The 12,416-nt window shown below is 34.8% G+C and carries 13 protein-coding genes; 6 read left to right on the forward strand and 7 right to left on the reverse strand.

The window, feature by feature from the left end; translation table 11 throughout:
- Positions 1-3 precede the first annotated feature (3 nt).
- On the reverse strand, positions 4-357 hold the full coding sequence (locus P5P89_RS08725; RefSeq protein WP_278011574.1) for a MerC domain-containing protein: 354 nt from the start codon (positions 355-357) through the stop codon (positions 4-6).
- Positions 358-453: 96 nt separating this feature from the next.
- On the opposite strand from P5P89_RS08725, the gene P5P89_RS08730 reads away from it, so the two are divergent.
- The 3 genes from P5P89_RS08730 (at position 454) to P5P89_RS08740 (ending at position 3,537) form a co-directional block, all read left to right on the forward strand.
- Positions 454-846, forward strand: a complete 393-nt coding sequence (locus P5P89_RS08730; protein WP_278011575.1) for a Fur family transcriptional regulator — start codon at positions 454-456, stop codon at positions 844-846.
- A gap of 73 nt (positions 847-919) precedes the next feature.
- Positions 920-2,788, forward strand: coding sequence for an Nramp family divalent metal transporter (locus tag P5P89_RS08735; protein WP_278011576.1), 1,869 nt, complete (start codon positions 920-922; stop codon positions 2,786-2,788).
- A 95-nt stretch (positions 2,789-2,883) separates the two neighbouring features.
- Positions 2,884-3,537, forward strand: coding sequence for a metal-dependent transcriptional regulator (locus P5P89_RS08740; protein ID WP_278011577.1), 654 nt, complete (start codon positions 2,884-2,886; stop codon positions 3,535-3,537).
- 216 nt (positions 3,538-3,753) lie between these two features.
- Here P5P89_RS08740 and P5P89_RS08745 read toward each other — a convergent pair whose 3' ends face one another.
- From P5P89_RS08745 to P5P89_RS08770, 6 genes are all read right to left on the reverse strand, one after another.
- The gene (locus tag P5P89_RS08745) at positions 3,754-4,152 is read right to left on the reverse strand and encodes a hypothetical protein (protein ID WP_278011578.1); all 399 of its coding nucleotides are present in this window, start codon (positions 4,150-4,152) and stop codon (positions 3,754-3,756) included.
- 132 nt (positions 4,153-4,284) lie between these two features.
- Positions 4,285-5,067 (reverse strand): enoyl-CoA hydratase/isomerase family protein, encoded by a 783-nt coding sequence (locus P5P89_RS08750; protein ID WP_278011579.1) that lies wholly within the window; start codon positions 5,065-5,067, stop codon positions 4,285-4,287.
- A gap of 10 nt (positions 5,068-5,077) precedes the next feature.
- The gene (locus tag P5P89_RS08755; RefSeq protein WP_278012003.1) at positions 5,078-6,493 is read right to left on the reverse strand and encodes a sensor histidine kinase; all 1,416 of its coding nucleotides are present in this window, start codon (positions 6,491-6,493) and stop codon (positions 5,078-5,080) included.
- A gap of 142 nt (positions 6,494-6,635) precedes the next feature.
- Complete coding sequence (locus P5P89_RS08760; RefSeq protein ID WP_278011580.1) at positions 6,636-7,184, reverse strand: CopD family protein; 549 nt, start codon at positions 7,182-7,184, stop codon at positions 6,636-6,638.
- Positions 7,185-7,270: 86 nt separating this feature from the next.
- On the reverse strand, positions 7,271-8,284 hold the full coding sequence (gene hemH / locus P5P89_RS08765; protein WP_278011581.1) for a ferrochelatase: 1,014 nt from the start codon (positions 8,282-8,284) through the stop codon (positions 7,271-7,273).
- Positions 8,285-8,475: 191 nt separating this feature from the next.
- Positions 8,476-9,342: an AraC family transcriptional regulator gene (locus P5P89_RS08770; protein ID WP_025572425.1), complete on the reverse strand. Its 867-nt coding sequence runs from the start codon at positions 9,340-9,342 to the stop codon at positions 8,476-8,478.
- Between the two features lie 379 nt (positions 9,343-9,721).
- On the opposite strand from P5P89_RS08770, the gene P5P89_RS08775 reads away from it, so the two are divergent.
- From P5P89_RS08775 to hemA, 3 genes are all read left to right on the forward strand, one after another.
- A complete protein-coding gene (locus P5P89_RS08775) occupies positions 9,722-10,156 on the forward strand; it encodes a hypothetical protein (RefSeq protein WP_278011582.1) in 435 nt (144 codons plus the stop codon).
- Positions 10,157-10,174: 18 nt separating this feature from the next.
- A complete protein-coding gene (locus P5P89_RS08780; RefSeq protein ID WP_278011583.1) occupies positions 10,175-10,759 on the forward strand; it encodes a globin family protein in 585 nt (194 codons plus the stop codon).
- 352 nt (positions 10,760-11,111) lie between these two features.
- On the forward strand, positions 11,112-12,416 hold the full coding sequence (gene hemA / locus P5P89_RS08785) for a glutamyl-tRNA reductase (protein ID WP_278011584.1): 1,305 nt from the start codon (positions 11,112-11,114) through the stop codon (positions 12,414-12,416).

Genomic DNA, 12,416 nt, shown 5'->3' on the forward strand with positions numbered 1-12,416 from the left:
TTTTTAATGATGTTGTTTTTTGTGCAATTTGTAATTCAATAAATGCCCGATGATCATTCCTATTCCTCCGAAATAGATGAAGTCAACATGAATGTCAAATAGCATCTCACCTAAAATACTAATCCAAATCAAACTCATCGAAACAAGTAAAATCGTAGACACTAAAACCGATGATTTTTTTATAATTTTGAAAATAGCAAAAGACCCAATTGAAGCAAATACTAAATCAATTACAGGATCATGATTTAGCCCCAAAGGAAGGATTGTTAACAGCGGGAAAATCAAACAATGCATTAAACAAAGAGCAGCAGTTGACATTCCTAAAAAATCGTAAAAAGGTGTTGTAATTTTCTTCATTTAACTTACTTTTGCTTTAATGCAATTTTGTTGCAAATATACACATAAAAACCAAATCGCAACATTGTTGCGATACTATTTTTATTTCGATAAAAAATGAAAACAACAAGAAATACTACAGCAAAGACGGCCGTTTTAGAGATTTTTGGAAAATCCAAAACTGCGCTGTCCCATACGGAAATTTACAAACAAATTGAAGATGTATGCGATCGCGTTACTGTTTACAGGATATTAGACCGTCTCGTAAATGATGATGTGGTCCATAAAATTGTTGACCTTGACGGCACTGTAAAATATGCAAAATGCAATCATCATGCACAGCGGGTTCATATTCATAATCACGCGCATTTTAGCTGTGAAAAATGTCTTGAAATCACCTGCCTTGAAAATGTGAAACCAAGTTATATTATGCCTCACAATTATAAAGTCAATGATATAAATTTTACCTTATCAGGTTTATGCCCCAATTGTTTAAATTCTAACATTTAATTTTAGGCTTGTCTAAAAATATTGTTATTCTAAAGTAATTTTTATATATATTTGGAAAATCAATATTTTACGAATGTCAAAATCATTAGAGGAAGTTCATGAATCGGTTGCAACCGAAAATAAAAAAACAGGATTTAGAAAAATTCTTGCCTTTTTAGGTCCCGCCTATTTAGTAAGCGTGGGCTATATGGATCCGGGGAACTGGGCAACTGATATAGCAGGAGGAAGTCAGTTTGGGTATGCTCTTGTCTGGGTTTTGCTAATGAGCAATTTAATGGCCTTGCTGCTGCAGAGTTTAAGCGCACGTCTTGGAATCGTAACACAGCGTGATCTTGCACAGGCTTCGAGAGAAACGTATTCAAAACCGATTAACTACATTTTATATTTTCTGGCTGAAATTGCTATTGCCGCCTGTGATTTGGCAGAAGTTCTTGGAATGGCCATCGGAATTAATTTACTTTTTGGGATTCCTCTTTTAGAAGCTGTTTTAATTACTGTTTTAGATACGTTTTTATTGCTTTTCCTTATTAATAAAGGAATTAAAAAGATGGAAGCGTTCATTATTGCTTTGGTAGCGATTATTGGATTTTCATTTATTTTCGAAATGATTTTTGCCGAACCTGAAATGCATAAAGTTTTAGAAGGATTAATTCCTTCTATTCCAAATTCAGCAGCATTATATATCGCCATTGGAATTATAGGTGCAACTGTAATGCCGCACAATCTTTACCTGCATTCCTCTTTGGTACAAACACGAAAATTCGACAGAACTCCGGCCGGAATCAAACAAGCTTTGAAATACAACTTTATCGATTCTACAATTGCCTTAAACCTTGCCTTTTTTGTAAATGCTGCAATATTGATTCTCGCCGCTGCCACCTTTCACAAAAACGGAATGTACGAAGTTGCAGAGATTCAGGATGCACATCAATTTCTGGAACCGCTTTTAGGAACTAAATGGGCGCCGGCATTGTTTGCTATTGCACTCATTGCTGCCGGACAAAGTTCTACAATAACCGGTACATTAGCCGGACAAATTGTAATGGAAGGATATCTCCATTTCAGAATACAGCCCTGGGTTCGCCGAATCATTACCCGTTTGATTGCGATTATTCCGGCTGTTATCGTCATTTTAATTTATGGTGAAAGCGTAACAGGAAAACTATTGATCTTAAGTCAGGTCATTTTGAGTCTTCAGTTGGGATTTGCCATTATTCCGTTAATTCATTTTGTGAGCGATAAATCCAAGATGAATGGTTTCCATATCTCTAAACTTACACAGTTTGTTTCCTGGATTATTGCTTTAATTATTGTTTCGCTTAATGCCAAATTAGTTTATGATGAAATCACTTCCTGGCTTGAAACTTCAGAGAATCCAATTATTTTATGGCTTACTGTAGTTCCATTGGCAGTGGGTCTTTTAGCATTATTGCTTTACATTGTCTTTAAACCTTTTATTGCTAAAGCAAAATCAAAAACATTAAACCATTCGCCACACCATCTTCAACTTCAATTTACGGCCAGGGAAAGTCAAAGTATTAAAAACATTGCTGTTTCTGTAGATTTTTCGAATGCTGATAGCGTTGCTCTGAATAAAGCTTTTGAATTAGGCGGAATGAATGCGCAATATACTCTTATACATATTGTAGAAACGGTTGGTGCTTTGATGTACGGAGTTCATATACACGATCATGAAACGACCATTGACGAAAAATTATTATTAGAATATAAAGAAATGCTTTCGCAGAAAGGATTCAAGATCGAAACCGAATTAGGTTTTGGAAAGCCAAACACCATAATTCCAAAAATTATAAACAAGGGCAATTTCGATATTCTGGTTATGGGAACCCACGGCCACACTGGTTTAAAAGATATTTTATTTGGCACAACAGTAGACAAACTAAGACATAAAATTTCGATACCTTTGTTGATTGTTAAATAAAGGTGCTGAGTTGCTGAGGTTCTAAGGTTTTTAAAACTTTAAAACAATAACCTTAGAACCTCAGCTCCTTAGAACCTTAGAATCTCAAAATATAAATGACCTTTTCAGAAGAAAACTACCTTAAAGCGATATATCACCTGACTGCTTCGCTGGAAACAGAAGTGAGTACAAATGCTATTGCCGAAATGATGGAAACCAAAGCTTCATCCGTTACGGACATGCTTAAAAAGCTGTCTGACAAGGATTTGGTGAACTATAAAAAATACCAGGGAGTTTCATTGACAGAAAACGGAAAATTATCCGCAAAAATGATTGTTAGAAAACATCGTTTATGGGAAGTATTTTTAGTAGAAAAATTAAACTTCAGCTGGGATGAAGTACACGATATTGCAGAACAACTGGAACATATCAAATCTGAGCAATTGATCAACCGTCTGGATGATTTTCTGGGAAATCCAACAGAAGACCCTCATGGAGACCCGATTCCGGATGCAAATGGACGAATAATCAAAATTGAAAAACAATTACTATCTGAATTATCCGAAAACCAAATTGGTATTTGCGTAGGCGTAAAAGACACTTCTTCAGAATTTCTGAAATATCTGGATAAGCAGGAAATTGCGCTAGGTTCTAAAATTGAATTCTTATCGAAAGAATCTTTTGATTTGTCTGTAAAAATTAAAATTGACAACAGGGAATTGTCTATTTCGAATAAAATTGCTTCTAACTTGTTTGTGAAGTTGACTTAGTGATTTTGCATAGAGATTCACAAAGCATTCTCAAAAGATACACGAAGGCCTTATTAAAATCTATATTATCTTTTTTGAAAATAATTGCCCTAGCGCTTATAGTAGTTGAAATCCTTTTGTAGCGGGGTTCGCTACAAAAGATTACTTCACTTTGTTAATATTGGGATCGAGTTCAGTGAACTTCGTTTGAACGGATAGCACAATTAGCTTTTAAAACTAAACAATCCCTTTCTCAATCATTTCGAGCATTACCGGTGATGCGTTTTTGAATGTTGGCGGCTGTTCAATTATACTTCCCGCGTTCTTTTTATTTACTTTGAAAGTTATGTCATTATCTGTTGTGAAAAGCAAAGCGGTCAAAAACGGTTTTTTGATGTAAGAACCTAAAATTAGTAAAGCTTCATCTAATGTATGAATGCTTTCAACTTCTTCTGTTTTGTAACGGGTAGTTAGTGAAATCGAAAATGTATCATCTTCATTCAGCAACAATCTGAAATAGATGTTTTTGATTTCGGTATCGCCCATTGTTTTGGCCAAAGTCAGTTTTGCGAAAGTGCCGGCCTGGATGCTTTCTTTAACTCGTTCGCAAAAAAGGGCAAATATTGGTTCGTACATTTTTTTAAGATTCTAAGGTTTTATCCTCTAATTTAACCGCAAAGGTCGCTAAGATTTACGAAAGGTTCGCAAGATTTTTTATTTTCTTTGTGTGCTTTACGCAAACCCTTGCGCCCTTTGCGGTTAAGAAAATTATTTTCCTGTAAATTCAGCTTTACGTTTTTCTAAAAAGGCAGTAGTTCCTTCTTTAAAATCCTCAGTTCCGAAACACTCTCCAAAAGATTTGATTTCGGTATCGAAACCATTTTTGCCGTCTTCGAAATTTGCATTTATCGCTTTTATCGCTTTTCCGATAGCAAAAGGGGCATTTTTCATGATTTTATGGGCGATTACGCTTGTAAATGTTAACAATTCAGTCTGAGGCACAACGTGGTTTACTAAACCGTATTGTTTTGCTTCTTCGGCAGAAATCATTGCTGCGGTCATGATCATTTCCATCGCACGTCCTTTTCCTATTAATTGAGGCAAACGCTGTGTTCCTCCGTAACCCGGAATTAGTCCTAAGCTTACTTCAGGTAAGCCCATTTTGGCATTAACCGAAGCCACTCTGAAATGACAGGCCATAGCCAACTCTAATCCGCCTCCTAATGCAAAACCATTTATGGCCGCAATTACGGGTTTCTTCAAATTTTCAATGTAATCAAAAAGTGACTCTTGTCCTTCTGCAGCTAATTGTGCGCCTTCAACAACAGTATAATTGGCAAATTCAGAAATGTCAGCTCCGGCTACAAAAGCTTTTTCGCCGCTTCCTGTCAAAATGATAACCCGAACATCTTCATTTTTATTTAATAATTTAATAGCCTCGCTAAGATCAGTTATAGTTGCCTTGCTTAAAGCATTGAGCTTTTCAGGTCTGTTAATCGTTACTGTAGCGATTTTTTCTTCAATAGAAATTAAAATATTTTTGTAGTTCATGACCGCTTTTTTAAGAGTTGGTGATAGGCAGGGAAACTGTAAATGTAGTCCCTTTTCCGTAAGCTGACTCAAAGGTAATTGTTCCTTTGTAATTTTCGATAATGTTTTTTATAATTCCAAGACCAAGTCCCATTCCGCTGGTTTTGGTCGTAAACTTAGGTTCAAAAATTCGGCCAATATCCAGTTTTTGGATTCCGATTCCGTTATCTTTTACTGCGATTTCGACATTATCGTCACGGCGTTTCACAGAAACTACTATTGATTTGTGAAACTGACTTTCGGGAATCGCCTGAGTTGCATTTTTTACCAGATTGGTAATGACACGAATCAGTTGCGTACGGTCCATTTTGGAAATGATTTCTTCTTCTTCTTTTTCGAAAGAAATGTAATCTTCGTTGAAAATATCCAGTGCCAGTTCGACAACCTCAACTACATTTAAAGTTTCATTTTGCTGAGCCGGCATCGAAGCAAAGTTTGAAAATGCAGAAGCCACAGACGTCATAGTATCAATCTGCTGAATCAGGGTTTCAGAATAATCGTTCATCTTCTGCTTAACATCAGGATCATTCGGATCAAACTTTCGCTGAAAACTCTGCACCGTTAAACGCATTGGCGTAAGCGGATTTTTAATTTCGTGCGCAACCTGTTTTGCCATTTCACGCCAGGCTTCTTCACGCTCGCTTTGCGCTAATTTAATCGCACTCGTTTCCAGCTTATCTACCATTCCGTTATAAGCTTTGATCAGAAAGTTGACTTCTTTACTATTCGCTTCTAAAACAATTTTTTCATTTTTCTGATCCAGATTGGTCTCTTCCAAACGATCTGAAATAGTTTTCAGTGATTTTGTAATATAAGTCGAGAGGAAATACGCCAACGCGAAAGCAACCAGTAACATAAACGAATATACCTGACTTAACCGGATCAGGAAAGTATTCAATTCATTGTCGTAATAACCATCGTCTTCTAAATAAGGAAGATTTAAAATTCCAAGAGGTTTGAATTTTTCATCTTTTATTAAACTGTAAGAAGATCTGTTTTTAACGCCATTAATCGTTTTAATATCTACAAAACGCTTTTCTATAGAAGAACGAACCAATTTTAAAATAAAATCAGGAATTGGAGGTGCAACTTTATCAACAGCAAAAGACTCTTTTGATGATTTTAGCAGTTTTCCGTCAAGGCTGTAAATATTAATTTCGATTTTATGAATCTGGGCCAATTCATGGATTTTGTCTTTAAAAATCAAATCCAGATTTCCTGTTTTTAAAGGATACGTTGTTGTTGCCAGAACATAGTTAATATGTTCTTTTACAGCATTTTCTTTTCGTTCTAAACGTTCCTGATGGTATTCTTTGGCTTCGTTTTTAAACTGAATAATTGAAATCGAGGCTAATAAAAAAGATGCCACAACAATCAATACAATCATCGACAGGAAAATCCTGATACGAAGGGAGAGCATTGACATTTTGAAGTTTAGCATGTTTTTTTGTTTTTGTTTGTTTCATGTTTCAAGTTTCAGGTTACGTTGCGATTGGCAACTTGAAACTTGAAACCTGAAACTAAAAAAACTATTTCCTCTCTCTAATTCTCTTATAAAAGCGGAATCCAAGCATAAGCAAAACCGAGAATAAAATGATTCCGACTACACCGAAAATCCAGTTGAAAGCACTTTTTAAAACTACTAAAAAAACAACAGCAAACAAAATAATCGTTGCGCCTTCATTAAACAAACGCATATAGTTGCCTGAATATTTCACCTCATCTTTCTGCAATTGCCTGAAGATCTGATGACATTTTAAATGATAGAGATATAAGATGAAAACAAAACCCAATTTAATGTGCATCCAGGGCATTTTAAGCCATGCATTTCCTAAATCTGTAAAAAACAGCATCCAAAAAGCAAAAATACTTGCTAAAATCGCTGATGGCCATGTAATAATATACCAAAGGCGGTAACTCATTATTTTGAATTGCGCCTGCAGAATTTCTTTTTCTGGAGATGGTTTTTCACTGGCTTCTATTTGATATACAAACAAACGTACAATATTAAACAACCCTACAAACCAGGTTAGTACGAAAATAATGTGCAGTGATTTTAAGTAATTATAATACTCCATTGTTGTTTTGTTTCATGTTTCAAGCTTCAGGTTTCAGGTTAATCCACTTTGAGAAAAACTTGAAACCTAAAACTTGAAACAAAATATTATTTAGCCCAGTCGTTAATCCAGTTTGATACCGTTTGGCACCACTCATCGTCGTCATTCAGACACGGAATTGCCAAAAACTCTTCTCCTCCGTTTGCTTCAAAATCTTCTTTGGCGCGCATGGCGATTTCTTCCAGAGTCTCTAAACAATCTGAAACGAATGCCGGTGTTACAACCGCTAATTTCTTGATTCCTTTTGCAGGCATGTTATCAATTTCAACATCCGTATAAGGCTCTAGCCATTTATCACCTGCCAGACGAGACTGGAAAGTTAAACTGTATTTATCTTCTGGAAGACCTAATAGTTTTACAACCTGTTTAGTCGTTTCATAACATTGGTGACGGTAACAGAATTCATGCGCCGGTGATGGCGTATTACAACATGAACCATCTATTTTACAATGTGATTTTGTCACATCAGTTTTTCGGATATGACGCTCCGGGATTCCGTGATACGAAAACAATAAATGATCGTATTCAAATCCAACTAAGTGTTTCTGGATTGAATCTGCTAAATTTTTGATGTAATCCGGTTTGTTGTAAAACGCCGGAACATCTGTAAATTTCATGTGAGGAAATTTCTTCTTGCGGATTTCTTCAGCCTTAACCAAAATTGTCAAAGTCGAAGCCATTGCATATTGCGGGTACAATGGAAAAAGCATTACATCTGTAACCCCTTTATCGCTTAATTCCTGAAGTCCTTTTTCGATTGTCATGCTTCCGTAACGCATTGCAAGCGCAACTGGAACATTTACTAAAGGCTGTACTTTCTTTTGCATTCTTTCTGAAAGAACTACTAACGGAGAACCTTCTTCCCACCAGATTTTTGAATAAGCGTGTGCCGATTCTTCCGGTCTTTTTCTTAAAATAATCCCACGAACCAATAATGCTCTCAATAAATACGGAACGTCGATCACATATTTATCCATTAAAAATTCATCTAAATACGGTTTTACATCTTTTGGTTGTGGACTATCCGGAGAACCTAAGTTTACTAATAATACGCCTTTCATTATGTGTTTTGCTTTAAGCTTTGTTTGTTTTTAAAATTTCGTCAAAAGTAAAATTTGCTTCTTTTGTGAAATATGATAATTGTTACTTTTTAATTATTGTTGGATATTCAAAATTGATTTTAAATAATTTGCGAATATTCCTCTCGCAGATTCGGCAAATTCTAATTTGTGCTAATTAGTGAAATTAGTGTTTAAACATTCGCATTAATCGACATCAAATATTTTTTAGGCGTTGTCCCGAATTTCTTTTTGAATGCGGCTATAAAGTGACTTCCTGTGCTATAGCCGATTTTCAGTCCAACCTCGTTTACATTATAAGAACCACTGTCTAATAATTTTCTGGCGAAATCCATTTTGTAATCGAACAAGAAACCGTAAACTGTATCGCCATAAATTTGTTTGAAGCCCATTTTTAGCTTTTTCAGATTCAAACCAATCTGATCGGCCAGTTCCTGCAATCCAGGAGGTTCTGCCATATTAGCAATTACGATTTCTTTTGCCTTTCGGATTTTTAGAACATTGTCTTCATCAATCAAAAACGGGCATTGTTCTGCATTTGGGTCTTCGGTCCTGTTGAAATACAAACTCAATAATTCGTATCCTTTTCCTTTATAATAGAGATTTTTAATAGAAGGGTGAAGATTATAATGAAAAAGCTGACTCAGTACAATCGCCATTGACGGACTGATATTTCCTTCGTTATAATATTTCTTATCTTTATTATCAGGACTTAAAAAAGTAATATAATCGGCTTCCGCAGAAAATAAAGCATGAAATTTCTTGATAGACACAATTACTGAAATCACCCAGGAATTTTGAGCTAATTCTAAATTAAGCGGCAATTCTTTCTGCGGGTTATATAAAAGCAACGATTTTTCTTCTTTAAGTTCTAAAGTATAATTACCCTGATTGAACAAAAATTTCGCATTTCCTTTTAACCCAAAATGAAACTGTATGAGACCGCTCCCTACTTCACGCTGCGCAAAAAAAGGTTCTGAGCCGTCGTTTTGAAAACGGATAAGCGTAAAATCGTCTTCAATTTTAATTTCCTCCTCCATTGATTTCTTTATTCAGGTTACTATTCCCGTTTTTAATAAAACGAATAATTGGACATTCAAAATTAAATCTTTTTGATGGTTTATCCGATTACCTGCACTTAAATTTATAAAATCTTTATTGTTTGATTATTTAAATGCAAGTTGTAATCCCTTATCTTTTTTAATTGAGCTGCCATATTAATAATTACTCCAATTCACTGGCTTTAAGCCTCAAATCTGTTTTCTGACTCTAAAATAAATCTGGCAATCAAGAATAGTGATAACGTTTTAGTTATTCATAACAATTCTAAATTAATATTTTTCTTATATAAATTAAAACCACACTCAAAAAGCCTCCGTATATAATTTTCAAAATCTAACCATTTTAAAAATTACAAATATGAAAACAAACAAAACAATAAAAAAGATCCTTAGGACAGGATTGGTGATTACCATACTATTCTTCTGCATTTTGCTTTTTCACATTATTACTGCAAAACCTGCAGTTTATGAAAGCCCGAATTTACAGGTAAGCCGTATTGATTTTAAGGAAAACATCGATTCTGCCCAGGCCAGACAAATATGCTCTGATTTAAGATCTATCAAGGGACTTACCTCTGATTCGATTATAGTGAAAAGAAATGTGGTCGTGTATTTCCACAACAATAAAATCACGAATTCTGAAAAAGTATATAATGAATTAATGAGCAAAAGACCTTATGATGCCAAACGTTATATTCTGCCGGCAAATTTAGCCAACAAAGAAGTTTGCCCTGTAAATCAAAACAGTATGAGCTACAAATTATCTCAAAAAATAAATCAGTTTTTTAATTAACCCTTTAAATATTTTATTATGAAAAATTTTTCTAAAATTACACTTAGTGTTCTGATAATTGCATCGGCAACTTTAACTTCCTGCAGTAATGATGATGATTCTGCACCTGTAAAAGCATCTATCTATAGTCGTCTGGGCGGAACTACAATGGTTGCAGATCCCGATAACTCAGGACAAATGATTGAGAAGGGACGTTTAAGTTTCCGCAAAGTGGTAAACTCCACTATCGGATTAATTGTAGCCGATATCCAGGCTAATGCATCCGGTAATTTACAGGCACACTTTGCCCCTCTTTTAGCAGAAACAGGTAATACTCAGGCTACCAACATTGCTAAATTATCAGATAATCTTACTGATTTCTTCTCATATAATACAGGAGGAACAAATGCAGTGAATACTTATTCAGGTTTAAACATGGTTGCTGCACATGATCCTGCAGTCAATAAACGTATGGGAACAAAAGCCAGTAATGCAGATTATACAAAATTCGAAGGATATGTTGGTGCTGCAGCTAATGCTAACGGTGTTGCTTCTAATACAGAACTTTACACTGATATTGTAGCTGTATTAGAATCTTTAAGAACGCCAATCGTTCAAAAATAATTAATTTTTCTTCAAAACCCTGCCTTTCACGGTAGGGTTTTATTTCATGAAGCTGTTTTTATATTTAAATTTCTACCACAATGAAATTGAATAAGATATAAAACACAAAGATGAATTCGAACTCATAGCGATATTTTTCGCACGATATTTAAAACAAAAGCCAGACTGTTATTTAGAATAAATATACATAACAAGTTGTCGAATCCTTGATATCATTATAATGGCAATAAATCCTATTTAGAATAGCCAAAATGTATCAATTTATTCCATAGCGATATAAAAAGTACCTCTAGCGTTGTTTTTATAAATTAGTTAGTAATAATTTTGTTGCACTTTTTAACGAAAGTATAATATGGAAAATTTTAATATGTCCAGAACTACCACTTTTTACGCTTTAGGTTTAAGTTATAAAAAAGCAGATGCTACCATTAGAGGAAAATTTAGTTTAGATGCTAAAGCACAATCTGATTTACTTGCTCAGGCAAAAACTGAAGGAATAGAATCATTAATCGTCACTTCTACCTGCAACAGAACTGAAATTTATGGTTTTGCCAATCATCCGTACGAATTAATCAAATTACTTTGCGACAACAGTAATGGATCTGTTGAGGAATTTCGCGAAGTGGCCTATATCTACAAAAATCAGGAAGCTGTAAACCATATGTTTCGCGTAGGAACAGGTCTAGACAGTCAGATTTTGGGTGATTTTGAAATCATCAGCCAGATTAAAATTGCTTTCAACCTTAGTAAATCCGAGGGTTTAATTAATACTTTTATTGATCGCCTTGTCAACAGCGTTATTCAGGCAAGCAAAAAGGTCAAAACAGATACTGAAATTTCTTCTGGTGCAACATCGGTTTCGTTTGCATCAGTTCAATATATTATTAAAAACGTAGAAGATATTGGAAACAAAAATATTCTGCTATTCGGAACTGGAAAAATAGGACGAAATACCTGCGAAAATTTAGTAAAACATACTAAAAATGGTCACATTACGCTTATCAACAGAACGAAAAACAAAGCTGAAATCCTTGCCGGAAAACTAAATGTCATCGTAAAAGATTACGCTAACCTTCAGGAAGAACTACAACAATCTGATGTTTTGGTTGTAGCAACAGGAGCAAAAAATCCAACTATTGACAAGACATTACTAAATTTAAAAAAACCGTTATTGATTCTGGATTTATCTATCCCAAGAAATGTAAATCCTGATGTGGAACAAATTCCGGGTGTAACTTTAATACATTTAGATTATCTGTCACAAATGACAGATGATACCCTTGAAAGAAGAAAACAGCATATACCCGCTGCCGAAGCTATAATTGAGGATATGAAATTAGAGTTCAATATCTGGATGAACGGCCGTAAATATGCTCCTACCATTCATGCGCTAAAAGCAAAACTAAACGATATGGTTGCCGGAGAACTGGCTTTTCATAAAAAGAAAATGATAAATTTTGATGAAGAACAGGCTGAATTAATCAGTTCCCGAATTATACAAAAAATCACCAGTCAGTTTGCCAGTCACTTAAAAGACGAAAACACATCGATTGACGAAAGTATTGAGTTTATTGAAAAAGTATTTCAGATTGGACAGCTTGCACCAAAAAATATTCCTTCCCCAATTGAAGAAAAATACAAAATCAACCTCTCATAA

It is taken from the genome of Flavobacterium gyeonganense (assembly GCF_029625295.1).
Classification (GTDB): domain Bacteria; phylum Bacteroidota; class Bacteroidia; order Flavobacteriales; family Flavobacteriaceae; genus Flavobacterium; species Flavobacterium gyeonganense.